This is a genomic window from Mammaliicoccus fleurettii, from assembly GCF_002018435.1.
Lineage (GTDB): Bacteria > Bacillota > Bacilli > Staphylococcales > Staphylococcaceae > Mammaliicoccus > Mammaliicoccus fleurettii.
Map to the genome: position 1 here is coordinate 1 of NZ_MWJM01000015.1, position 24,418 is coordinate 24,418.

At 31.3% G+C, this 24,418-nt stretch carries 23 protein-coding genes and 1 riboswitch; of the genes, 13 read left to right on the forward strand and 10 right to left on the reverse strand.

Annotated features, from left to right (window positions below):
- Positions 1-304: 304 nt before the first annotated feature.
- Positions 305-646: a hypothetical protein gene (locus B2G86_RS10830; RefSeq protein ID WP_078358123.1), complete on the reverse strand. Its 342-nt coding sequence runs from the start codon at positions 644-646 to the stop codon at positions 305-307.
- A gap of 211 nt (positions 647-857) precedes the next feature.
- On the opposite strand from B2G86_RS10830, the gene pepF reads away from it, so the two are divergent.
- Entirely contained in the window at positions 858-2,654 is a 1,797-nt protein-coding gene (pepF, locus tag B2G86_RS10835; RefSeq protein WP_078358124.1) for an oligoendopeptidase F, read from the forward strand.
- A 62-nt stretch (positions 2,655-2,716) separates the two neighbouring features.
- On the opposite strand, the gene B2G86_RS10840 is transcribed toward pepF, so the two are convergent.
- Positions 2,717-3,619, reverse strand: coding sequence for a CvfB family protein (locus B2G86_RS10840; RefSeq protein WP_078358125.1), 903 nt, complete (start codon positions 3,617-3,619; stop codon positions 2,717-2,719).
- A gap of 143 nt (positions 3,620-3,762) precedes the next feature.
- Between B2G86_RS10840 and B2G86_RS10845 the strand changes: the two genes are divergently transcribed.
- From B2G86_RS10845 to lysA, 9 genes are all read left to right on the forward strand, one after another.
- On the forward strand, positions 3,763-5,364 hold the full coding sequence (locus tag B2G86_RS10845) for an ABC-F family ATP-binding cassette domain-containing protein (protein WP_078358126.1): 1,602 nt from the start codon (positions 3,763-3,765) through the stop codon (positions 5,362-5,364).
- A gap of 198 nt (positions 5,365-5,562) precedes the next feature.
- A riboswitch (Lysine riboswitch) is annotated at positions 5,563-5,738 on the forward strand.
- A gap of 84 nt (positions 5,739-5,822) precedes the next feature.
- The gene (locus B2G86_RS10850) at positions 5,823-7,025 is read left to right on the forward strand and encodes an aspartate kinase (protein WP_078358127.1); all 1,203 of its coding nucleotides are present in this window, start codon (positions 5,823-5,825) and stop codon (positions 7,023-7,025) included.
- 20 nt (positions 7,026-7,045) lie between these two features.
- Entirely contained in the window at positions 7,046-8,029 is a 984-nt protein-coding gene (locus tag B2G86_RS10855; RefSeq protein WP_078358128.1) for an aspartate-semialdehyde dehydrogenase, read from the forward strand.
- A 17-nt stretch (positions 8,030-8,046) separates the two neighbouring features.
- Complete coding sequence (gene dapA / locus B2G86_RS10860) at positions 8,047-8,937, forward strand: 4-hydroxy-tetrahydrodipicolinate synthase (protein WP_078358129.1); 891 nt, start codon at positions 8,047-8,049, stop codon at positions 8,935-8,937.
- The gene (dapB, locus tag B2G86_RS10865; protein ID WP_078358130.1) at positions 8,934-9,671 is read left to right on the forward strand and encodes a 4-hydroxy-tetrahydrodipicolinate reductase; all 738 of its coding nucleotides are present in this window, start codon (positions 8,934-8,936) and stop codon (positions 9,669-9,671) included. Before dapA ends, dapB begins: the two co-directional genes overlap by 4 nt.
- Position 9,672: 1 nt before the next feature.
- Entirely contained in the window at positions 9,673-10,392 is a 720-nt protein-coding gene (gene dapD, locus B2G86_RS10870) for a 2,3,4,5-tetrahydropyridine-2,6-dicarboxylate N-acetyltransferase (RefSeq protein ID WP_078358131.1), read from the forward strand.
- 79 nt (positions 10,393-10,471) lie between these two features.
- Entirely contained in the window at positions 10,472-11,620 is a 1,149-nt protein-coding gene (locus B2G86_RS10875; RefSeq protein ID WP_078358132.1) for a M20 metallopeptidase family protein, read from the forward strand.
- On the forward strand, positions 11,620-12,693 hold the full coding sequence (gene alr / locus B2G86_RS10880) for an alanine racemase (protein ID WP_078358134.1): 1,074 nt from the start codon (positions 11,620-11,622) through the stop codon (positions 12,691-12,693). The genes B2G86_RS10875 and alr overlap by 1 nt, the downstream gene beginning before the upstream one ends.
- Entirely contained in the window at positions 12,690-13,955 is a 1,266-nt protein-coding gene (gene lysA / locus B2G86_RS10885) for a diaminopimelate decarboxylase (protein WP_078358136.1), read from the forward strand. The genes alr and lysA overlap by 4 nt, the downstream gene beginning before the upstream one ends.
- A 641-nt stretch (positions 13,956-14,596) precedes the next feature.
- Here the strand turns inward: lysA and cspA are convergent.
- On the reverse strand, positions 14,597-14,797 hold the full coding sequence (gene cspA, locus B2G86_RS10895) for a cold shock protein CspA (protein ID WP_016912585.1): 201 nt from the start codon (positions 14,795-14,797) through the stop codon (positions 14,597-14,599).
- Between the two features lie 168 nt (positions 14,798-14,965).
- Positions 14,966-15,268, reverse strand: a complete 303-nt coding sequence (locus tag B2G86_RS10900) for a DUF1033 family protein (protein WP_078358139.1) — start codon at positions 15,266-15,268, stop codon at positions 14,966-14,968.
- 147 nt (positions 15,269-15,415) lie between these two features.
- On the opposite strand from B2G86_RS10900, the gene B2G86_RS10905 reads away from it, so the two are divergent.
- Genes B2G86_RS10905 through B2G86_RS10915 form a run of 3 tightly spaced genes read left to right on the forward strand, consistent with a single transcriptional unit; the run spans position 15,416 to position 17,609 of the window.
- On the forward strand, positions 15,416-15,685 hold the full coding sequence (locus tag B2G86_RS10905; protein WP_078358140.1) for an acylphosphatase: 270 nt from the start codon (positions 15,416-15,418) through the stop codon (positions 15,683-15,685).
- A 15-nt stretch (positions 15,686-15,700) separates the two neighbouring features.
- A complete protein-coding gene (locus B2G86_RS10910) occupies positions 15,701-16,414 on the forward strand; it encodes a 5-bromo-4-chloroindolyl phosphate hydrolysis family protein (protein ID WP_078358142.1) in 714 nt (237 codons plus the stop codon).
- Complete coding sequence (locus tag B2G86_RS10915; RefSeq protein WP_078358143.1) at positions 16,407-17,609, forward strand: toxic anion resistance protein; 1,203 nt, start codon at positions 16,407-16,409, stop codon at positions 17,607-17,609. Before B2G86_RS10910 ends, B2G86_RS10915 begins: the two co-directional genes overlap by 8 nt.
- Before the next feature lie 38 nt (positions 17,610-17,647).
- On the opposite strand, the gene B2G86_RS10920 is transcribed toward B2G86_RS10915, so the two are convergent.
- From B2G86_RS10920 to B2G86_RS10945, 6 genes are all read right to left on the reverse strand, one after another.
- Entirely contained in the window at positions 17,648-18,850 is a 1,203-nt protein-coding gene (locus tag B2G86_RS10920) for a DUF819 family protein (protein WP_078358144.1), read from the reverse strand.
- Positions 18,851-18,928: 78 nt separating this feature from the next.
- Positions 18,929-20,266, reverse strand: a complete 1,338-nt coding sequence (brnQ, locus tag B2G86_RS10925) for a branched-chain amino acid transport system II carrier protein (RefSeq protein ID WP_078358145.1) — start codon at positions 20,264-20,266, stop codon at positions 18,929-18,931.
- Between the two features lie 114 nt (positions 20,267-20,380).
- A complete protein-coding gene (locus B2G86_RS10930) occupies positions 20,381-22,267 on the reverse strand; it encodes a vWA domain-containing protein (RefSeq protein WP_078358146.1) in 1,887 nt (628 codons plus the stop codon).
- 10 nt (positions 22,268-22,277) lie between these two features.
- Positions 22,278-23,075: an ATP-binding protein gene (locus B2G86_RS10935; protein ID WP_078358148.1), complete on the reverse strand. Its 798-nt coding sequence runs from the start codon at positions 23,073-23,075 to the stop codon at positions 22,278-22,280.
- Positions 23,076-23,167: 92 nt separating this feature from the next.
- Positions 23,168-23,371, reverse strand: coding sequence for a DUF6501 family protein (locus B2G86_RS10940; protein ID WP_078358149.1), 204 nt, complete (start codon positions 23,369-23,371; stop codon positions 23,168-23,170).
- Between the two features lie 15 nt (positions 23,372-23,386).
- Entirely contained in the window at positions 23,387-24,202 is an 816-nt protein-coding gene (locus B2G86_RS10945; RefSeq protein ID WP_078358150.1) for a VOC family protein, read from the reverse strand.
- Positions 24,203-24,418: the final 216 nt, after the last annotated feature.

The window sequence follows — 24,418 nt, forward strand, 5'->3', positions numbered from 1 at the left end:
TTTCTTAGTCGATTACATTGTACTAAAGTGAGCTATATATGGCTCTTATTTTATTACACAATTATATGGACATATTCTTATATTGATACTTTTATCAGCAATTTCGCTGAAACTTGCTTATACTGGTACTTTTATCAGCAATTTCGCTGAAACTTGCTTATACTGTAACTCTTAAAAGCACCCGGGTAATGCATGCGCATAAAAAAATGCCAACAAAGTCTAATTCTTTGCTGACACTCTTATGGTAGCTTTATGAGCTTCCAAAATGATTTTTATAAAATTCTGGGACATTTATGGTCCGAACTTATTTATCACTTCTTTTTAATTTGTTAAATTTGCGTCCATCCTCAAAGTCTTCTTTTTGACTAAGTTTCTCAGCTTTTCTTTTTCTATTTTTTCTCATTAAATACCATGTAAATAAGCATACAATTAAACTAATTATAGCCATAAAAGCAGCATACCCTAGTAATGGTTCATATGTAATGTCATAAAAATTAGGTAATACGAAAGCAATAATACCTAATACAATAAATGTTAATATTGCACTAATAAAGTGCTTTTTAAGAATTAATGAAGATAATAATGAAAAAACTATAACTACTACAAAAGAAATCCATAAATAATTTGGAAAATCGAATATGTTCAAGGTAAACGCCTCCTTTATCTCGCTGATTATAATTATACCCGATTATTATTATATTAATTATATTTTTTAATATAATAATAATCTTTTTGTTAAATAAGTTAAACAAATGGTATGTATGTTTGAAAATTGTACTATAAAATGATTAATACTATAATAAGAATAAGTAACTTTTAGAACATTGCAAATTTTATATAAAGGGATGATTAATTAAATGGGACAAATGCTTAGAAATGAAGTTCCTGTTCAAGAAACATGGGATCTTACAAGTTTATTTGAAAATAATGATGCTTTTTATAGTTCATTAGAAGAGTTAGTAAAGACAGTCACTACATTTAATGAAAAGTATGTTAATCAATTAAATGAAATTTCAACTATAGAATCAGCTTTAAATGAACAAGCTGACATTATCATCAGTATTATACATTTAAGTACATATGCAGAATTATTGTATTCTACTGATACATCAAATGAGAAAAGTCAAAAAGTAGCTGCTCAATTCTCAACTACATATGGTAAAATTGCTGGTCTTTTATCTTTCGTTGAATCAGAAATTTTACAGTTAGATGAAGAAGCTTTTAATGCTTTAATTAAGCAATCTGAATATCCTAAATATTTATCTTTATTGAAACGTCAAAAAGCACATACATTACATCCTGAAGTAGAAAAAACACTCGCTTCATTCTCGCCTACTTTTGGTGCGCCATATGAAATGTATGGAATTACTAAAATGCTTGATATTGAATTTGGTACTTTTGAAGCGAATGGAGAAAGTATTCCATTGGATTACGTTTCATTTGAAGGTGATTACGAAGTAGCTTCAAATACTGAAATAAGACGAAATGCCTTTAAAAAATTCAGTGAAGCTTTACGTCGTTATGAAAATACGACAGCTGCAACATACAATGCACACGTTCAAAAGGAAAAAATAGAATCTGAATTACGTGGTTATGATTCAGTTATTGATTTCTTATTAGAACCTCAAGATGTTACGAGAGATATGTATGATAGACAAATTGATATTATTTCTGAAGAATTGGCACCTCATATGAGAAAATATGCCAAATTACTAAAACGTACAAATAATTTAGATAAACTAAAATTTGAAGATTTACGTATACCGCTAGATCCAACTTATGAACCAGATGTTTCTATTGAAGGTTCTAAAGAATATATTAAAGAAGCGTTGAGCGTTCTGGGCGAAGATTATATGAAAATGGTAAATGATAGTTATGATAAACGTTGGATTGATTTTCCTCAAAATAAAGGAAAACAAACAGGAGCTTATTGTGCAAGTCCATATGGCGTTAACCCATTTATTTTTATATCATGGACAAGTAAAATGACTGAAGTATTTGTATTAGCTCATGAATTAGGACATGCAGGACACTTTAATTTAGCAAATGCTCATCAAAATGTATATCAAGCTGATTGTTCTATGTATTTTGTAGAAGCACCATCTACAATGAATGAAATGCTTATGGCAAATAGCTTATTGAAAAAATCAGACGATCCTAAATTTAAACGTTGGGTAATTAGTTCTATCATTTCAAGAACGTATTATCATAATATGGTTACGCATCTTTTAGAAGCTAAATACCAAAGAGAAGTATATAGACATGTGGATAAAGGTGAAGCTTTAACTGCCCCACTTTTAAATGGAATTAAAAAACAAGTTATTTCAGACTTTTGGGGAGATGAAGTAGAAATAACTGAAGGCGCAGAATTAACTTGGATGCGTCAACCCCACTATTATATGGGATTATACCCTTACACATATTCTGCAGGACTTACAATTGGTACAGCAATGAGTCAGCGCATTGAAAAAGAAGGACAAACCGCAGTTGAAGATTGGTTAAACGTTTTAAAATCAGGAGGTTCAAAATCACCAGTTGAACTCGCTGAATTAGCTGGTATAGATGTCACAACGGATAAACCATTAAAAGAAACTATCGAATATATTGGTAATTTGATTGATCAGCTAGAACAGTTAACTGATGAAATAGAATAAATTATTATATATTTTCAAACTAAAAACCCGCCTTCACAAGTGAAGGCGGGTTAAATTTTATATTAATCTTCTTTTTTTACTTGAGACCAACCTTTTTGAGTGATTGTGATTTTACCTGTCTCTATTGTGATGAGTTTTTGTTTATATAATCTACCGATTGCACGTTTGAAGCTAGCTTTACTCATATTAAATACTTCTTTTATAGCTTCTGGATCTGACTTGTCCCAGAATGGTAATTCTCCATCATATTCTACTAGTAAATCGAATATAACTTGACCGTCTTCATCTAATCGTTCGTGAGCTAATGGTAAAAATGAACCATTAAGTTCTCCATTTTCTTTTACTCCAATAATTCTAACGTCCATTTCTTCACCAAGTCTTGGCTCGTGTCGACGTTCTGATTCGTGTACGAATATTTTATAGCCCTCTTCAGATAATAAGAATGTTCCAACTCTTAATAATCTATAAGGTCTAGCTTTAACATGCTGATGTAATGTTGATTCTTCAGCAGTTTTAAACATTGTATCAACGATTGTTTCAGTCGCTAATCTTGCGAACATCTGACTATTACTATCTATTCTAAGTGTACAGAAAATCATGTCACCATTTTGTGGCCATAATTCTTTTACTTTTGGTAGATCTTCCCAAGGTATTAATACTTCCCTAGGCAATCCTACATCCACTGCTGCACCTTCTCTATCTACTCTTAATACTTTTACCCAATCATAACGATCTTTCGTTATTGTAGGCATATTTTGAGTAGCAAATAGTTCTCCAGATCGACTTGGATATACGAAGAAACTATAATCTTCTCCAACTTCTAATTGATCATCCTCGTCAACTTCTGAAGCATTCATTTTAATTCGTTCACTACTTGGTCCAAGTAGATGGTATGTTGAACCTTCCAATCTATCCACTTTTAAAAAGTCAATACGACCTACAAGTGTATCTTTATCTTGTGCCATGTCATTCTCCATTCTTATGTTTTTCGTTTATTCATTATAACATGTATTTTTCTTCGTGTAACGACTGTTCAATCTCTTGCCCTTTTTTGTGTTATTTATGATATAATTCATCGGTAGAAGTATTAATGAAAAGGAGTCATTTAATGTTACAAGTCACTGATGTAAGTTTACGATTTGGTGATCGTAAACTATTTGAAGATGTAAATATTAAGTTTATACCAGGTAACTGTTACGGACTTATAGGTGCCAATGGAGCAGGAAAATCAACGTTCTTAAAAGTCTTATCAGGGGAATTAGATTCTCAATCTGGTCATGTTTCACTTGGTAAAGATGAACGTTTAGCAGTTTTAAAACAAGATCACTTTGCTCACGAAGATGAAAAAGTAATCGAAGTTGTTTTAAAAGGCCATGAAAAATTATGGCAAGTTATGAATGAAAAGAACGAAATTTATATGAAACCAGATTTCTCTGATGAAGACGGTATGCGTGCAGCAGAGCTTGAAGGTGAATTTGCTGAAATGAATGGATGGAATGCTGAAGCGGATGCATCTGTTTTACTTTCAGGTTTAGGAATTAAAGATGAATTACATGACAAACAAATGTCTGAGTTAGAAAACAACCAAAAAGTTAAAGTGCTTCTTGCACAAAGTTTATTCGGTGATCCCGATGTTCTTTTACTAGATGAACCTACAAACGGTTTAGATATTAAAGCAATCGCTTGGTTAGAAGATTTCTTAATTAACTTTGAAAATACTGTAATTGTTGTTTCACATGACAGACACTTTTTAAACAATGTATGTACTCATATTGCCGATTTAGATTTCGGTAAAATTAAATTGTTTGTTGGGAATTATGACTTCTGGTATCAATCAAGTCAACTTGCTTCTCAAATGGCTCAAGACCAAAACAAGAAAAAAGAAGAACGTATTAAAGAGTTACAAGACTTTATTGCTAGATTTAGTGCTAACGCATCTAAATCTAAACAAGCTACAAGTCGTAAGAAAATGCTTGATAAAATTGAACTTGATGATATTCAACCGTCATCTAGACGTTACCCATTTGTTAATTTCAATATTGAAAGAGAAATTGGTAATGAGTTATTACAAGTTCAAGGTCTTTCTAAAACAATCGAAGGTAATAAAGTATTAAATAATGTATCTTTCACTATGAACCCTAATGATAAAGCAGTATTAATAGGAGAAAGTGAAATCGCTAAAACTACCCTACTACGTATATTAGCTGGTGAAATTGAACCAGATGAAGGCACAGTTAAATGGGGCGTTACAACAAGTCAATCATATTTACCTAAAGATAATTCAGAATTCTTTGAAGGAATTAATATGAACTTAGTTGACTGGTTAAGACAATATGCACCACCAGAAGAACAAACAGAAACATTCTTAAGAGGATTCTTAGGACGTATGTTATTTAGTGGTGAAGAAGTTAAGAAAAAAGCAAGTGTACTTTCAGGTGGAGAAAAAGTTAGATGTATGTTAAGTAAAATGATGTTATCAAGCTCTAATGTATTATTACTTGATGAGCCTACTAACCACTTAGATTTAGAAAGTATTACAGCTGTAAATGACGGATTAAAGAACTTCAAAGGTTCTCTAATTTTCACATCTTACGACTTCGAATTTATTAACACAATTGCAAATAGAGTTATAGAACTTAAAGAAGACGGCGCAATTTCTAAAGAAATCACTTATGATGAATACTTGAGAGATCAAGGCGTTTATAACTAATATTTATATTGAGAAGCTTCAATTCGACTTTTGCCGAATTGAAGCTTTTTTTAATATAAAAACGAATTAAGTTGTATATCTATTAAAAACCATGTTTTTCCATTAATTGTTTAAATAGTTAGAACTTTTGAATTTATCTGTTTTCTCTCTTTACATCAATATTCTTTCTATGTATAATGAATGCATACCAATTGAATATGTTTTTGATGAGGCGCATCAATCATTAGTAACTCCCCTGTTAGACTGCAATCTTTAAGGAGTGAAAGGGTGCGATGCCGAAACGTAATGTTTTTGCAGAGATATTACGTTGGACATTTAGGTTAAGAGCTAAGTGTCTGTCATTATCTTAGGAATAATGGAGTGCATCACTTGTATATATAATAAAACAAGTTCGGATGCCGAACTTGTTTTTTTGTTTATATTAAGGCGTTGACCTCTGATTTACAGGAGGAATTATTTTGGCTCAAAGTGTATTAAAGTTTGGCGGTACATCCGTCGGTGATTTTAACAAGATTAAAAATATCGCGTATATGTTGAAGTCTCGCATTGATAATGGAGAACAATTAGTAGTGGTAGTAAGTGCTATGGGCAAAACGACAGATTCTTTGCTCGAAAATATTGGCACACTTACCTCTCAACCTAAAGATGAGCATTTAGCAATGCTTCTAACAACCGGTGAACAACAGACCATTTCATATCTTTCAATGGTATTAAATGATATAGGTGTTCAAACGAAAGCAATGACAGGTTATCAAGCTGGAATTAAGACAGTCGGTCATCATTTAAAGAGTAAAATTGCTGAAATTGATGCTAATCGATTTGAAACAGCTTTTGAAACAAATGACATACTTGTAGTTGCAGGCTTTCAAGGTGTAAATGATCATCTTGAGATTACGACTCTAGGACGTGGAGGTTCAGATACTACCGCAGTAGCAATAGCTGCAAGTATAGATACGTCTTGTGAAATATATACTGATGTAGATGGTGTATATGGAACAGATCCTAGAATATATAAAGGAGCACACCTTCTCAATGAAGTTTCTTATGAAGAAATGATGGAAATGAGTGCATTAGGTGCAGGAGTTTTAGAATCAAGAAGTGTTGAAATTGCTAAAAATTATAACATACCTTTATATCTTGGAAGAACATTATCAAATGTGAAAGGAACATGGATTATGCCACAAGCAGAAATTTTAGAGAAGAAAGCAGTCACAGGAGTAGCATTAGATACACATATGATTCATGTTACTTTAACATATCCTATGCAAAATTTTGCTTTACTACAAAAATTATTTGATTCATTAGAAGAACAATCTATGAATGTTGATATGATTTCGCAAATCGAAAATCAACAAGGCTTACAACTTTCATTTACGATTAAAGATTCCGATGTCAATCAAATAGAGGAAATTATAGTTAGCATAACAGAGGATTACCCTCACCTACGTTATAAAATGAAAGATAATTACGCTAAACTTTCTGTAATTGGAACGGGCATGAGAGATATGTCAGGAATAGCATCTAAAGCTTTCCGTACTTTGATTACTAATGATATACATTTTTATCAAACAACCACGTCAGAAATAAGTATTTCTTATGTAGTTGATCGTGATTTAGGCGAAAATGCCGTTCGAATTTTAAGTGAAGCATTTAATATATAATTGATGATGGAGTGAAAAAAATGACAAAATTAGCAGTTGTTGGTGCAACAGGTTTAGTAGGAGAAAAAGTATTAGAAGTATTAGATAGAAAAAATATACCATTTGATGAGCTTGTATTATTTTCATCACCTAGATCAGCAGGTAAAGAAGTGGCATTTCAAGGTAGAACTTATGTTGTTGAAGCATTAACTGAAGAGAAAACAAATGGACAATTCGATTACGTTATTATGAGCGCTGGCGGAGGTACAAGTAAAACTTTTGCCCCACTATTTGAAGAGCATGGTGCTATTGTAATAGATAATTCTAGTCAATGGAGAATGCATGAAGGGATAGATTTAATAGTTCCAGAAGTTAATACACCTAAGTTAAATCGAAAAATCATTGCAAATCCTAACTGTTCAACAATACAATCAGTCGTTCCATTAAAACCTTTATTAGATACTTTTGGTTTGAAAAGAGTTGCTTATACAACATATCAAGCAGTATCAGGTTCAGGACTTGCCGGACGCGAAGATTTGTCTAATGGTGAGAAAGGTGAAGCACCTAAGAACTACCCTCACCCAATCTATAATAATGTATTACCACATATAGATGTATTTTTAGAAGATGGTTATACAAAAGAAGAACAAAAAATGATCGAAGAAACAAGAAAAATATTAGATCAACCGACACTTAATGTTACAGCAACATGTGTACGTGTACCTGTTCAAGATAGCCACAGTGTGCACATCAACGTTACTTTAGATAAAGAAGCAACAGTTGAAGATATTAAAAATTTATTTAATGAAGATGACCGTGTAGTTTTGGTAGATAATGTTGAAAAAAATGAATATCCATTAGCTATACACTCTACTGGTAAAGATGAAGTATTTGTTGGAAGAATTCGTAAAGATGATTCTTTAGATAATACTTTCCATATTTGGTGTACTTCAGATAATTTACTAAAAGGTGCAAGTTTAAATGCCGTTCAAGTACTAGAACAAGTTATGCAATTAAATAAATAAAACAAGGAGTGTTAAGTATGTCACATATTTTTACAGGTGTAGGCGTTGCCCTTACAACACCATTTACAAATGAGGATGTAGACTACGAAGCATTTGAAAACCATATAGAATTTTTAATAGACAATGGCGTTAAAAGTATTATTATCAACGGTACAACAGCTGAGAATCCAACATTAACTGCCGAAGAAAGAAAAACGCTATTAGAATGGGGAATTAAAAAAGTGAATGGACGCGTTCCTGTCATTGCTGGCACTGGAACGAATAACACTCAGGCTTCTATTGATGAGTCAATTAGAGCGAAAGAATTAGGTGCAGATGCAATTATGTTAATCACACCTTATTATAATAAAACGAGTCAACGTGGTTTAATTGCACATTTCACTAAAATTGCTAATGAAGTTGAACTTCCAGTTGTATTATATAATGTGCCTTCAAGAACGAACATGACAATAGAAATTGATACTGTTCTTAAATTAAGTGAAAATCCATATATAGTTGCACTTAAAGATGCGACAGGAGATTTGGAATATGCTAAATCGTTAAAAGAACAGTTACCTAGTGACTTTGCTTTATATAGTGGTAATGATGACAATATGTTTGATTATTACCGCTTAGGTGGCGAAGGTTTGATTTCAGTAGTTGCCAATGTCATTCCAAATGAAACTCAACAATTATATGATTATGTTTCAAATGATCAACTTGATAAAGCTACTACTTTAAATGAGGATATTGTAACTTTATTAAATCATTTAAGTGTTGATGTCAATCCAATTCCAATTAAGTTATTAACTTCGGAATTAGGCTTTGGAAATTATGAAGTAAGATTGCCACTTGTGACGTTAGATGAAGAAGAAAGAAAAGTTTTAAGCGAAGCATTTAATACTTTCAAAGATGGTGTAAAACAATGAAAATATTATTAATTGGTTATGGCGCAATGAATGAGCGCGTCGCAAGATTAGCAACAGAAAGAGATAATGAGATTGTAGGCGTTGTTGTCAAGGATCCATCCAAACAATACCCCTACCCTGCTTTCAATTCTATATCTAAAGCTCCAGAAGCGGATGTTGCGATTGATTTTTCGAATCCAGAATTATTATTACCTTTATTAGAAGAAGATTTTAAATTACCTTTAGTTATTGCAACAACTGGTGACAAGGAAAAAATAATTGAACAACTAAAAGTGAAATCGGCAAATATGCCAGTATTCTTTAGTGCTAATATGAGTTATGGTGTTCATATACTTAAAGAAATTATTCAATATGCAGTACCACTTTTAGAAGACTTCGATATTGAAATGATCGAAAAGCATCATAACAATAAAGTGGATGCACCAAGTGGAACACTTGTACAATTATATGATGCAATTAAAGAAAAAAGAGCGCAATCAGTGCCAGTTTATGATAGACATGAGTCATCGTCTAAACGAGATGCAGCAGAAATTGGTATTAGCTCTCAACGTGGTGGTACAATTGTTGGAGAGCATCAAGTATTGTTTGCAGGGCATGATGAGACAATAGAAATTACACATCGTGCTCAATCAAAAGATATCTTTGCAAATGGTGCTATTAATGTAGCTGAAGTACTAGTAAATAAAGAAAATGGATATTACACATACAATAACTTAAATGAGGAGAGAAATTAACATGGTTAAAGATTTTACAGCAGAAGAAATTATTCAATATATTAGTGAGGCGGAGAAAGTTACGCCATTAAAAGTTTATGTAAATGGTCAATTTGATAATGTTGAATTTCCAGAGTCATTTAAAGTATTCGGTTCAGAGTCATCAAAAACAATTTTTTGTGATGCTAAAGATTGGACTCGTTTCTATGAAGAAAACAAATCAGCATTTACTGATTTAGAAATTGAACATGATCGTCGTAACTCTGCAATTCCATTAAAAGATTTAACAAATACAAATGCACGTATAGAGCCAGGTGCTTTCATAAGAGAACATGCAGTTATTGAAGACGGCGCAGTGATTATGATGGGAGCAACAATAAATATTGGTGCAGTTGTTGGAGAAGGAACAATGATAGATATGAATGCTACTTTAGGTGGACGTGCTACAACAGGTAAAAATGTTCATGTTGGTGCAGGTTCAGTATTAGCTGGTGTAATAGAACCACCAAGTGCATCTCCTGTTATCATTGAAGATGATGTACTAATTGGTGCAAATGCTGTCATTCTTGAAGGTGTTAGAGTTGGTAAAGGTGCAATTGTAGCAGCTGGTGCTATTGTAACGAAAGATGTTCCTGAAGGTGCAGTCGTTGCTGGTACACCTGCTAAAGTAATTAAACAATCAGCAGATGTTCAAGATGGCAAAAAAGAAATTGTATCGGCATTACGTAATTTAAATCAATAAATTTATACACAATATAAAATGAATGCGCCAATCAAATTGATTGGCGTTTTCTATACATACTATAAAGGGACTGAGTTTAATGTCTGAATTAGAATTTGTTAAAAATACAAGAAGATACTTGCATCAACATCCTGAATTAAGTATGCAAGAATATGAAACAACGGCATATATTGAATCATTTTTAAATGAACTAGATATTCCATATGAACGCCCTATTTCAACAGGTGTTATAGGATATTTAAAGGGTAATTCAAATCAAACGATTGCTTATAGAGCAGATATAGATGCATTACCAATTCAAGAAGTGAATGAAATTTCTTATAAAAGTATAGTAGATAATGTAATGCATGCTTGTGGACATGATGGTCATACAACAGCATTAATGCTTTTTACAAAACGTTGTAAAGCACTATATGACAAAGGACAATTACCTCATAATGTTGTATTTATTTATCAACCTTCTGAAGAAACAGAAGCTGGTGCGAATCAATTGATTCAATCTAAAGTATTCGATAAATACAATATAGATAAAATATACGGCATACATATCATGCCTTTTGAAGATGTTGGAACTGTAGCGTTTAAAAATGACGAAATCACAGCTAGTGCTACTGAATATAGATTTTATTTAAATGGTCTATCTAGTCATGTGGCAAGTAAAGAAGAAGGCAAAGCAGCTTCAGAAGCAATGATGCATATATTATCGCAAGTTTCACAAATACAGCAATTTCATTTAAATGGTTTAAACCGTAATATCGTACATATTGGACAATTTAATGTGGGAGAAGCAATAAATACTGTTCCACAAAATGGTTATTTAGAAGGTACGATTAGAACATATGATACAAATGATCTTCAAATTGTTAAAGATCAAATGCATAAAATAGCAGAAAGCGTAGAATTATTATTTAGTGTAACTTGTTCTGTTAAATTTGCTGAAGGTTATCCACCTACTACAAATGATGTTACGCTTTATAAAAACGTAAAAGAAGCTCTAACTAAACTCAACCTAACACAACATGAATTAGAAAAACCATATTTGTTTGGTGAAGACTTTAGCTTTTATCGCAATATAGCACCAAGTTATTTTGTATTTTTTGGTACACGAAACATACAAAAAGATTATATATATGGACTTCATACAAATAAATTAAATTTTGATGAAGAAGTATTAATAAGTGTCGCTGATTATTATACAGCATTATTAACTCAAGGAGAGATCGATTAATGGTAGCACGTATAACATTTGAAGAACAAAATTTTATAAACAATGTGAAACACGTCATTCAAGATAATGACGTTATGGCAGTCGTTAAGAACGATGCTTATCATTTCGGTCTAGAATTTGCTGTAGAGTCATTTATGAAAGCAGGTATTCGTACTTTTAGTACTACTTCTTTATATGAAGCAGTAAGAATACGTAAAATAGATCCACATGTAAATATCTTTTTGATGAATCCGTCCATAGAATTTGAAAAATTGAAACAATATGATATAGCGATGACATTGCCCTCTTTAAAATTTTATCATGAACATTTAGAATCATTATCAGGCATTAAATTACATTTAGAATTTGAAAATTTATTACATCGTTCTGGATTAAAAGATCAATATGAAATGATACAAGTATTAGAACACAATGCAAGTCTCTCTAAAGATAATCAATCACTTATCGAAGGCATTTGGACGCATTTTGGTTATGCTGATGAATTTGATGGTAATGAATACGAAATAGAAAGAGACGCTTGGAAAAAATGTTTAATGCATGTTCTTAACGAAGGTTATACATTTGAATTTATTCATTCACAAAATAGTGCAAGCTTTGTTCGTGAAGATCGTTTACTAGATCAACATACACATGCCCGATTAGGGATTATTTTATATGGATCAAGACCGTATAGTACCTTACCTACTACAGTAACTAAACAAAATTTTTCTGTAACAGCAAATGTAATACAAGTTCGCCCTATTAAAAAAGGAGAAACATGTGGATATAGCTTTCAGTTTACTGCTGAAAAGGATTGTAACATTGCTGTAGTGGATATTGGATATGGGGATGGAATACTGAAGACAAGAGCTAAACATGATGCACTTATAAATCAAAAGCGCTATCCAATACGTGGTTTAATGATGAGTCATATGTTTGTTGAAGTAGATGAATCTGTACAAAGCGGCGATACAGTAACGATGTATAGTGATAAAATAAGAATAGATGAATTTACGTTTAAAGGTGTCGGTGCTAATTCTGAACAAATTAGTGCTTTGAATCATCATTCATTAATAAAGGAGATTATATCATGACAGTAAAATATAATGAACAAGGTGTTCTAACAATGGGTAATGTTTCATTAAAGACAATAGCTGCAAGCTTTGGTACCCCTACTATCGTATACGATGAAGAACAAATTAGAAATCAATGTAGAAGATTTCATGAAGCTTTTAAAGAAAGTGAATTGTCTTATAATATTTCTTATGCATCTAAAGCTTTTAGCAGTATACAGTTATTTAAATTAATGGATGAAGAACAAATGGGCTTAGATGTTGTTTCTGAAGGCGAATTATATACAGCATTAGCGAGTGGCTTCAATCCGAGTAAAATACACTTCCATGGTAACAATAAAACAAATGAAGAAATCGAGTATGCTATTGAAAGTGGTGTTGAATACTTTGTAATAGATTCTTTAGATGAAATCGACCGTATTAATCGTGTTGCCTCTAAGCCAATTAAAGCTGTTTTAAGAGTTAATCCAGGTGTTGAAGCACATACACACGAATTTATTCAAACTGGCCAAGAAGATAGTAAATTTGGCTTGTCAATTAAACATGGTACTGCAATAGAAGGTGTGCGTGCTTTACAAGCATCTGAAAAAATAGATTTTAAAGGTATACATTTTCATATTGGATCACAAATATTTGAAGCAGATGGAACGATTAATACTATACAAATCGTGTTTGAATGGTTAAAGGCGAATGATATACAAATTGATATCTTGAATTTAGGTGGTGGCTTTAGTATTCAATATACAGAAGCGGATAAAAGTTATCCTATAGAAGAAGGTATTAAACTTATAACTGATGCTATCAAAGAAAATAGTAAGAAATATGAAATGGCTATACCAGAAATATCTATAGAACCAGGTCGTTCAATAGTTGGTGAAGCGGGAATTACGCTATATCAAGTTGGTACAATTAAAGAAATACCGAATGTGAATACTTATGTTTCAATTGATGGTGGCATGAGTGATCATATAAGAACAGCTTTGTATGATGCACAGTATGAAGCATTGCTTGTAAACAGAAATGATGAGGATACGCACGAAGTAACAATTGCTGGTAAATTGTGTGAATCTGGAGATTTAATCGGAAGAGACATGAAATTACCTAAATCGACGAAAATTGGTGATTATATAGCAGTACTTTCTACTGGAGCATATCACTACTCTATGAGTTCTAATTATAACCAAATGTTAAAACCATCTGTGCTTTTTGTTAAAGATGGTAAAGCAAGAGAAGTAATAAAAAGACAAACGTTGAAACAATTAATTTTGAATGACGAGAAATAAACTAAAATAGCTTGGATCATATATCTTAACTCAAAATAAATAAGCATATTACTCAACTGATCGTTTCAGTTTTACAGTGATATGCTTTTTTTATCTTACGATTTTGTAAAGTGCATGCTTGCCTAGGGTATGGCTCGAGCCTGTAGTCTCTCACGCATACTATTCCCTCAGGCGTCAGCACTTTACAAAATCGTTAACAATATCTATTTATATAAAATCTTTCGATTTTGTACGTGCATGCTTGCCTAGGGGTATGGCTCGAGCCTGTAGTCTCTCACACATACTATACCCTCAGGCGTCAGTAATTACAAAATCATTACCAATAAACATTTTTATTAAATCTTTCGATTTTGTACGTGCATGCTTGCCTAGGGTATGGCTCGAGCCTGTAGTCTCTCACGCATACTTTCCCCTCAGGCGTCAGCACTTTACAAAATCGTTAACAATATCAAGTTGTATACAAAAAAATAAAGCACTTTCGTATAATTTAATTAATTACAATAAAAATCAAATTAACGAGGTGCTTTATATATAAAAGTTATAACATGTCTCAAATAATACTGCCATTAAATATTATCTTAAAGCAGAAAGAAACCCTAACATTGTTAGGGTTTCTTTCTAGTCTTTCAAATTCATATATATTATAGTTTTACAACGTTTGCAGCTTGTGGGCCACGGTCGCCTTCAACTACTTCGAATTCTACTGCTTGACCTTCTTCTAAAGATTTGTAACCTTCTTGGTTAATTGCTGAGAAATGTACGAATACGTCATTTTCTCCTTCAATTTCGATGAAGCCAAATCCTTTTTCTGCGTTAAACCATTTTACTGTACCTTGTTTCATAATGTGAAACCTCCAAGACTAAAATTCAATATGCGATATTCGCATATTACAAAAAACACAATTAATATAAATATGTCATTTGCAATATGGAATAACGATATTGCTATTACTTATTATACGTCACTAAATATTCAAATGCAATACCATTTGAGATATTTTCAGATTTTATTAATTTGGTAAAGGTGTATAAATAGAATTGTCATTTAATACAAGTATACTATAAAAAATTTGTAAGTCTTCTTCACAGTCTTCACAATATGACAAATCACAATTATTATAAAATGCATGTATATTATGCTTGCCTACGAGTTCATTAGTAAATTTAATTTGGTATTTTTCAAGTAAGTTTTTATATTGCGTAATCATTTCATCATAATCAACACATTCTATTTCTTTAATAATATTATCTTTCCAATCGTCAAACAGCCACCATCCCTCATAATCTGCTCGGATTGTTACGATTTTATACATCTAAAAAACTCCCCTATTTAGAAAATTGCCCTAAAATAAATTTAAATCTTATTACCAATTAAATCAAGAAAATAGCTTGTGTGCATGTTTCTAATTATTAGTTTTTTTATACATAACCCTTTATAATAGATATATGAGGTGATAAAAATGAACGGAAAACATATTAAAGTATTTGGACGAGTACAAGGTGTTGGTTTTAGATTTTTTACAGCACAACTTGCTAAAAAGTATAAAATTGTTGGTAGCGTTGAAAATGTTAGCGACTATGTAGAGATATATGCTAGTGGCAATGATGATAACTTAGAACAATTTATAAATGGTGTTATTCAGGGAGCAGCACCAGCTTCAGTTGTTGAAAATTATACAATTGATGATACGACATTAGATGAGAAAACAAAGCACTTCAAAACGTTATAAATTAGGAAGATGACAATGAAATATAATTTATCATATGTATTAGGTGCACTACTAGCTGTACCTATATCATTTATCGCATTTTTATTTAGTATTTTTCAATTGGATTTAAATTTTATTATTGATATGACAGTATTTGCTGGTTCATATGTATTAAGCTTTTTACCTATTCAATGGTATAGCTCAAGAAAATATTTAAAAGAGATGGGCTTAACGCGACGTGAATTTCATTTTATAAGAAAACAATTAAACGATGCTCAACCAAAACTGAAGCGTCTTTATAAGAACTATATGCGTGTAAGATCATATAGCGAATTTAAGAATTTAAATGAAGTCGCTAAATTGGCGCGTACAATTTATAATGCAGTCAAACAATCGCCTGAAAAATTTTACACAGTTGAGAGTTTCTTCTATTCTCATTTAGACAATACGGTGAATTTAATTGAAAATTATACAATGCTACAACGCATGCCTAATAAGTCTAAAGAAGAAAAAGCTAAATTGAAACAAACGAAACTAACTATTGATGAAAACAAAAGAACTTTAGTAGCAGATTTGAAACAGCTAAACGAATCTAGCTATCATCAATTAGATATTGAAATGGAACTTGCTGATATAGCTAAAGATAGAAATAATTATACGCAAGCTATTCCTGAATCGACAAAAGAAAAAGTGAATTTAAGAAAAAAGGCAAAAAAATACGAATATGAAATGGAGCGTAACGATGACTGAAACAAATAAAAACCTATTTGACGACCTTATTGATGATCCATTTAAAGATTCATCAAATGAATTAACACCACAAAAAGCAGAAGTTTCAGAACAACAAGGACAATCTGATGTGACATCAACATATGAAAAATCGTTTTCTGATGAAGATCAGCGTAAAATTGACGAAATTGCTAAACAAATTAAACCATTAGATAATGATGGCTTGCTATTGTATGGACAGCAAGCTCAAAATAAATTATCACAGTTCTCTCATCAAATGTTGACTCAAGTGCAATCTAAAGATGTCGGTCCAATTGGTTCTTCATTAAGAAATTTAATGAACAAATTAAAAGAAGTAAATCCTGATGAATTACAGAAACAAAATAAATCTAGACTAAAAAGAATATTTAGAAGAGCTGAGCGTTCTGTAAATGAAATGTTCAGTAAATATCAATCAGTTGGTGCTCAAGTTGACCGTATATCAGTTGAATTACAAAAATCTCAAAATATGCTAATGAAAGATGTTGGATTGCTGGATCAACTATACGAAGAAAACAAAGCCTATTTCGATGCATTAAACATTTATATTGCAGCAGCTGAGAAAAAACGAGATGAATTAAAACGAAACGAACTAGTAGCGCTAGAGAATAAAGTTAAATCATCTAATAATCAAATGGATGTACAAGAATTAGCAGATTTACAGCAATATATAAATCGTCTTGAAAAAAGAATCTATGATTTACAACTATCACGACAAATTACGTTGCAATCAGCCCCACAAATTCGAATGATACAAAATATTAACCAGACATTGGCAGAAAAAATTCAAAGTTCTATTTTGACAAGTATTCCATTGTGGAAAAATCAAATGGCTATCGCTTTAACATTGTTAAGACAACAAGGTGCTTCTGAAGCACAAAAGAAAGTTACAGATACAACAAACGAATTACTCTTAAAAAATTCTGAAATGCTAAAACAAAATGCAATCAGAACGGCTGAAGAAAATGAACGTGGTATTGTAGATATTGAAACTTTGAAGACAACGCAAACGAATATAGTAGATACAATTCAAGAAACACTTCGTATACAAGAAGATGGTACAAGAAAACGTCAACAAGCAGAGCAAGAATTACAAACACTTGAAGAAGATTTAAAGACAAAACTTTTACAACTCAAAGATGAACAACATCAATTGAGAAATTCGTTTAAATCATAAAAAGGAACTTCGTTAACGAAGTTCCTTTTTTCTATAGATTACATAAATTGACTTAAGAAATACCCCATCATTGTGCCTATATAATTTCCAATGACATAACCTAGTGTACCTATAATTAATATTGGACCAACGAGACTATGCCAACCTTTTGAAATTGCTAAGGCAGCTGCTGTAGTAGGTCCTCCTGCATTAGCATTACTAGCTAGAATCATTTCTTCAATATTGAACTTAAACAATTTTCCGAATGAAAGTGTAATTGCTAAGTTGAATATTAAAATAATTGCTACGAATATAAATAATAATGGTGCAGTTTTTATGATAATTGGAATTGAAGCTGGCACCCCTATTACCACAAAGAAAATATATATTAAAAATGTACCAAGCTCATCTGAAGCATTTAAATTTTCAAAGAATTTACTAAAGACTGCTACTGCAATAAGTGTCAATGTTGTTAATAGTAAAAATTGATCTCCTATAATACTTACTAAAATCTCTAAAAAAGGATTACTTTTAGGTACAATTGCATTGATAATTTCTGAGATTTTAAAACTTATAGCAACTAAAACGAATGCAATTGCTAAAGAATAAGCAATATCTTTTAAACTAATTTCATTTCTTTTCCAATATGTTTCTGCATTATTTCCCTCTGTATCTTTATTATCAGTTCTCAATCTATTAAAATATTTTTTAACAAATTTTAGATTAGGTAAAGTAATGAGTACTATAAAATAAAATGCCATTACACTATTATCTGCTACGACTGTGGCGGAAACGAGCTCACCAGGCGTTTCAAATTTAGTGCTAAGTGCTGCGAAATTCACGCCGCCTCCTATGTAGCTACCTGTCATCATAGCACCTATTTTATCTAATTCTGGTATAAATTGATGCAATAATAAAAATGCGATTGTAACACCTACTACTGTTCCTACTGAACTAATTAAGAAAATAAATAACAAACGTCTACTTTCTTTCCATATTTTAAAGATGTTAGATCTAAATAACAGTAATGGTATTGCTAAAGGTATAACATAGTTCCAAACTTGATCGTAAACTGGAGATGCTATTGGGATGATATTAAGATTAGATAATAACATAGCACCAATTAACGCTATAATGGCACCAGTAATTTTAGATGCAAAGGCATATCTTTGTTCTAAGAAAATACTGAGTGCAGCAATACTAACTAATATAGCCCATAAAAGCCATGTTTCATCCTTATTGATGATTGCATTTAAATACATTAAATCAGCCCCTTTATTTTTACTTAAAATATTATGAATAGAGGCTGAGACAATTAATTTGTCTCAGCCTCGTATAATTTAGCTATATTCTATTGGTGCTTGGTTTTTCACTTTACCAATGATGAATCCAATAATAAATCCTACAATTGCAAATGGTATCCATTCCATTTGATATTGAGCTAAAGGTAATTTACTAATAAATCCAATTGTTGCCCACTCCATTTGATTAAATACTGATATAAATGAAATGATTGTAACGAATGCTACAGCCAATTGTTGTGCAATTGGTGGTGTTTTAACATATTTAGCTAATAAAATTAATAACACTGCAGTAATTGCAATTGGGTATAGCACAAGTAATACTGGTAAAGAACCTTTAATTACAGTTGTTAAACCTTGATTTGAAAGGATAAAACTAATTAAAGTAAAGATTGCTACAAACCATTTGTAAGAAATTTTAGGTAATAATTCATTAAAGAATTCACTTACAGAAACAATCAAGCCTGTAGCTGTTGTTAAACAAGCTAATGCTACGATTATACCGATTAAATATTTACCAAATTCACCAAATGCTAAATTTGCTGCAGATGTTAGTAAGTATGTTCCGATATTTTGACCGTTAGCATTCAGTTCTTTAATCGTTTCAGCTGAAACATTCATATGATTTCCGATCCAGCCTAATGAAATATAAATGAAACCTAAAGCTATTGCAGCAATAATTCCTGCAAAAATAGTTTGTTTAAATAATCCAGTTTCTTTTGTTACACCTTTACTCTTAATTGCAGTAATAACAATCATAGAGAAAGCAATGGCAGCAATTGCATCCATTGTTAAGTAACCTTCTACAAAACCTTTACCAAAGCTAGTTCCACTACTACTATATACAGCAGGATCTCCTGATACAGTAGATTCACCACTTAAAGTAATGAATGCTTTAACAATCAAAGCTGTGATTGATATTAGCAGTAAAGGAGTTAAAATTGACCCAACTTTATCTACCATTTTACTTGAGTTAAAACTTAAGTAAAATACAATAATAAAGTAAATGAGTGTGAAAATAAATAAAGACATTGAACTCGTTGTTTCAAATATCGGAGTTATTCCCATCTCAAATGATGTTGCTGCCGTACGTGGTATAGCAAATAGCGGTCCAATTGTTAAAGAAATAGCAACTAATAACACAACTGCAAATACAGGATGTATCTTCCCTAATGATACTCTGTACCCTTTCTCTTCAATTGATCCTGTGATTACACCAATTAAAGGCAAACCTATTCCCGTTATAACAAACCCAAATATTGCTGGCCAAAAGAAATTGCCGCTCGATAATCCTAGTGCAGGTGGAAAAATTAAATTCCCTGCCCCAAAGAAAATCGCAAATAACATAAATCCTACTACAAAAATATTCTTATTCATATATTTTACTCCTTTTACGTCTTACAATAATCTATATTTTATCATTGGAGAAAGTTTTCGTCCATATGAAATTTCTGAAAATTAAAAAAAGAATGTAAATATTTTCAAATTCATTTATATAGATTGTAACAATAATTTTTTCAGTAACGGAGCCAGTTGATATGGTAAATTCTCAACACCTTCTATAAATAGGCTTTGCTTACCATAAATATTATGAACAGTCCGTTTGATACTTTCATCAATTACATCTTGATTAAGAAAAACATTGAACACGTAAATCCCTTGTTTGTCAGCTTCAATGACTGCTTCATGTGTATCAATAATACCATCTTCTGCATAATCAAAGGCTGACGGTTCTCCATCAGAGAACACGATCAAGAATTTTTGTGCCTCAGATCTTTGTAGTAAATGTTGTGTAGCAACTCTTAACGCTACGCCATCACGATTATCATCTTGAGGTTCGAGTGTCATAATTCTAGCGTCATTTTGTTTTAGTGTAGATTCGTTATATAAAATTAATTCTTCTATCGTATTAGGTTGATTTTGCTTATCAGAATCAAACGCATCTTCACTGAAACCAAGTATTTCATGTTTTATATCAAGATTTTTAAGCGTTTCATGAAATAACACAACACCCTTTTTAGTTTCTTCCATTTTGTCATGCATACTTGCTGAAGCATCGACTAATAACGTAAATGTAGCATCTAGTTTTCTACTAAAAGCATCTTTTTTAAAGAATAATTTATACTGATCATCAATAAACCAGTTTAATAAGTTCTTTTGTAGTCTACCTTTAGTCAAGTTTTCTCTTAAATCACTATATTGATGATTCATAGATTTTTGAATTATGCTCGTTAAGTCTTTAATTTCAAACTGTACACTATCAACTGCTTCTTTATAAGCAACAACATCAGATGGTGTGATTTCAGGTTTATTAAAGGATAATGAAACATTTTGGTTTACACCTTTTAAATTATAATGATTGTTTAGTCCCTGTGCTCCGCCTTCTTCATCGTCAATCGTATCATTTGATCCTTTGCCCTTTTTCTCCATCATATCTGTCATATCATCAGATGCATCACCTTCACGTTCGTTATCAGAAAGTACATCGCTATTTTCACCTTCATGTAATTCCATTTCTAAATATGAATCACTATCAGCTTTACTATCTGCCGTTTTTGTTTTAGCTTCTTCTGTCGTAATTTCGTCTTGGTCGTGCTCTTTTTCATTACTTTGATCAGTTTGAGCAGCATCTTGTCTACTTAAATCTTCAAGTGACCACTCTTCTTCATAACTTTTGTATATTCGTTCTGGGATATGATAGTACTGATTTAACATATCTTCTTTTAATAAATAATCAACAAGTATCATAATGCTAACAGCTAAATCATAACTATCTTCAGACGTATTTAAATTAAAAATTTGAGTTAATCTATTAAAAACTTGCACAAGAGCATCATCAAAATTTTCGTGTATAGCAATATTATTTATAAAATTTTCGTTCAAAATAGCATGTTCTATAGCTAAAAATAGTAAATCAGTATAAGTTGTTTTTGTTTGATATACATGGATTTGACTATTATTTTGTTTAACTTTTACTGCTAATCTATGTTTAAATATATTTTTTGTTACAGGTCTTTTTTGCATGATAATATTAGACAATCTATATTCTTCAATGAGCATAAACAACTGCTTAAAAAAGTTCATATGATCGAATGATTCATCTAATACTTCCTTATAAATTGAAGGATCTATGTGTTTAAAGCCAATCGTATCTAGCATGATATCAGATTTTAGTCCTGCTCTTGTTACATTTTCAGGACGATGTAACCAAGTGAAACTGACATTACATGTATTTTGTATTGGATCGTAATGCTGGAACTTTTGAAACGATACTTTAACATTAGGATCTTCAAGTAATAATTTTGCTAGATCTGTTAACATCATAATTTGCTGTGCATCGATTTGTTCATCATTAAATAATATAAAACGATCACTCATGATATTCTCCTTACTCGAAAATTAATTCAATGGCATTTTGTATAGCTTGTTGTTCTCTTTCATCGTCTATTTTATCGATAATTGCGCGTTTTATTGCACGTCTAACTGGTATAACAGTAGTTAAATCTGCAAGGTCGATTAGTGCTCTTATACTTGCTGATTCTTCAGAAATTTGACCTTGACTAGACATAATGCGTAAATCTTTATTAAATTGAATAATGGAATCAATTATTTCATCATCCTTTAATTTACTCTGTTCTTTTATAATCATTTTTAAAGTTTCGCCATCAATATAATCTATATCTAAGACAACGAATCTATTTTTTAATGCTTCGTTCATCGGTAGCGTACCAATATAGCCAACATTGATTGCTGCGACTACAGAAAATCCTTCTTTAGCTTGGACAACTTCACCAGTAAATGGGTTTGTTAAAGCTCTTCTAAAGTCTAATACACCATTCAAAATTGGTAATGTTTCAGGTTTTGCCATGTTTATTTCATCTATATATAAAATGTCACCATTTTTCATAGCTTTAATAACTGGGCCATCTATAAAGACAATTTCTTGATGACCGTGTTCATTTGTTTCGATAGTTTTAAAACCTAACAAACTTTCAGCGTCTAAATCTACTGAACAGTTTACAGAATGCATAGGTTTATTTAAATCTCTTGCAAGTGTTTCGGCTAATTTTGTCTTTCCTGATCCAGTTGGTCCTTTTAGAAGGATATTTTTATTAAGTTGAATCATTGATAATGCATCATTGTATATTGTTTCATCGTTATTTAAATATTTATTAAAATTTGTCATAATGTTCTCCTTTAATCTACTATAAGTAAACCTAAAAAGAGAAAAGTTCTATAATTACTATAGAGCTTTTCTCTAGTTTAATATTTTAAAAATTATACTTCTTTAAAGTATGTTTTATAATAACCACCAACATGACCAGAATTATCAATAATTTGATAATACTCTTCTGTTTCATTTACTACGTCGTATGTTTTTCCTGTAGTTAACATATCAGAAACTTTGAACTTTTCTGCATCAGTATGTGTAACTTCTACTCTCTTTATAACGTGATTATCTTTCCAAGTTTCATGTAACATATTTTAAACGCTCCTTTAATTCACTGTATCAAATGTAATTGTAATAATAATACCTGTTAAATCTCGTACAAATAATGAAATTAAACCTGCTTCATGTTGAATGATGTGATGTTCAATTTCGATTTCTTTAACGTGATTCACTATTTTTTCAAAATGATCTATATCATCTATAGAGACTGCAACTCTTTCAATAGGTGGATTTAAAGATTCAATAGCATTTGGATAATCTATTAAATGTAGTTCCCCACCATTTCCACCTGCACCTACTTTAAAGACTAAAGCTGACTCATCATCTATTGTCTTGTATTCTGCAAATAATTGCAACTCAAAAATATTTTTTAAAAGTGAGCCAGTAGCTTGTGTTTCAGGTGATTTAATCATAACTGGACCAATCCCTTGAATTTGATGAATTGGACTTATAGGACCATCATCGTATGCAGTACCAAGTGGTACACCCGCATTTAGTTCGTCTGAGATAATATGAAAAGCATGTCCATTATTATCATAAAACTTAAATAAGTGTTTACCATTGAGTTGTTGAACAGATTCATAATTAACTTCATGTTTATCAAACTGTTGCTTATATTCGTACAAAGCTAAATCAGTCGGCACTCGTAAAGCGATACTGTGAAAATGAGTATCTATTTTTTCTTGGTCACCTTGGTATTGCTTAAAAATAAGTCTTGTACCTGGTGCAAGATTTGCATCTCCAACATGTAAAATATTTGTTTCATTGTTGATTAAAGTATTAAGCCCTAAAATATTTTTATAGAATGATTCTGTTTCGTTTAAATTATAAGTCGATAAAGTCACACTTCTAAGTCCATTCATGAATATCTCTCTCCCATTTATGAAGTCTAGTAAATTATACCAAATATATTGAAACAATGACAAATCAATCAAATTATAATTACGATACAATTTGTAAATTCTGATTGAGCCGAGTAATTAATGACTTACCAATCTTATACATCGGACGACACTTTAGAATTGTACTTATACTTTTTATTTGATAATTATAACGATTTTGTAAGTGCGGACGCCTGA

What these genes read in the sequence shown, in the direction of transcription:
- B2G86_RS10930 (WP_078358146.1), bottom strand. Translation starts at nt 22,267, where the DNA reads ATGAGTGATCGTTTTATATTATTTAATGATGAACAAATCGATGCACAG.
- dapB (WP_078358130.1), top strand. Translation starts at nt 8,934, where the DNA reads ATGAAAATATTATTAATTGGTTATGGCGCAATGAATGAGCGCGTCGCA.
- alr (WP_078358134.1), top strand. Translation starts at nt 11,620, where the DNA reads ATGGTAGCACGTATAACATTTGAAGAACAAAATTTTATAAACAATGTG.
- pepF (WP_078358124.1), top strand. Translation starts at nt 858, where the DNA reads ATGGGACAAATGCTTAGAAATGAAGTTCCTGTTCAAGAAACATGGGAT.
- B2G86_RS10915 (WP_078358143.1), top strand. Translation starts at nt 16,407, where the DNA reads ATGACTGAAACAAATAAAAACCTATTTGACGACCTTATTGATGATCCA.
- B2G86_RS10905 (WP_078358140.1), top strand. Translation starts at nt 15,416, where the DNA reads ATGAACGGAAAACATATTAAAGTATTTGGACGAGTACAAGGTGTTGGT.
- B2G86_RS10845 (WP_078358126.1), top strand. Translation starts at nt 3,763, where the DNA reads ATGTTACAAGTCACTGATGTAAGTTTACGATTTGGTGATCGTAAACTA.
- brnQ (WP_078358145.1), bottom strand. Translation starts at nt 20,266, where the DNA reads ATGAATAAGAATATTTTTGTAGTAGGATTTATGTTATTTGCGATTTTC.
- B2G86_RS10940 (WP_078358149.1), bottom strand. Translation starts at nt 23,371, where the DNA reads ATGTTACATGAAACTTGGAAAGATAATCACGTTATAAAGAGAGTAGAA.
- dapA (WP_078358129.1), top strand. Translation starts at nt 8,047, where the DNA reads ATGTCACATATTTTTACAGGTGTAGGCGTTGCCCTTACAACACCATTT.
- B2G86_RS10855 (WP_078358128.1), top strand. Translation starts at nt 7,046, where the DNA reads ATGACAAAATTAGCAGTTGTTGGTGCAACAGGTTTAGTAGGAGAAAAA.
- dapD (WP_078358131.1), top strand. Translation starts at nt 9,673, where the DNA reads ATGGTTAAAGATTTTACAGCAGAAGAAATTATTCAATATATTAGTGAG.
- B2G86_RS10900 (WP_078358139.1), bottom strand. Translation starts at nt 15,268, where the DNA reads ATGTATAAAATCGTAACAATCCGAGCAGATTATGAGGGATGGTGGCTG.
- lysA (WP_078358136.1), top strand. Translation starts at nt 12,690, where the DNA reads ATGACAGTAAAATATAATGAACAAGGTGTTCTAACAATGGGTAATGTT.
- B2G86_RS10945 (WP_078358150.1), bottom strand. Translation starts at nt 24,202, where the DNA reads ATGAATGGACTTAGAAGTGTGACTTTATCGACTTATAATTTAAACGAA.
- cspA (WP_016912585.1), bottom strand. Translation starts at nt 14,797, where the DNA reads ATGAAACAAGGTACAGTAAAATGGTTTAACGCAGAAAAAGGATTTGGC.
- B2G86_RS10875 (WP_078358132.1), top strand. Translation starts at nt 10,472, where the DNA reads ATGTCTGAATTAGAATTTGTTAAAAATACAAGAAGATACTTGCATCAA.
- B2G86_RS10840 (WP_078358125.1), bottom strand. Translation starts at nt 3,619, where the DNA reads ATGGCACAAGATAAAGATACACTTGTAGGTCGTATTGACTTTTTAAAA.
- B2G86_RS10935 (WP_078358148.1), bottom strand. Translation starts at nt 23,075, where the DNA reads ATGACAAATTTTAATAAATATTTAAATAACGATGAAACAATATACAAT.
- B2G86_RS10920 (WP_078358144.1), bottom strand. Translation starts at nt 18,850, where the DNA reads ATGTATTTAAATGCAATCATCAATAAGGATGAAACATGGCTTTTATGG.
- B2G86_RS10910 (WP_078358142.1), top strand. Translation starts at nt 15,701, where the DNA reads ATGAAATATAATTTATCATATGTATTAGGTGCACTACTAGCTGTACCT.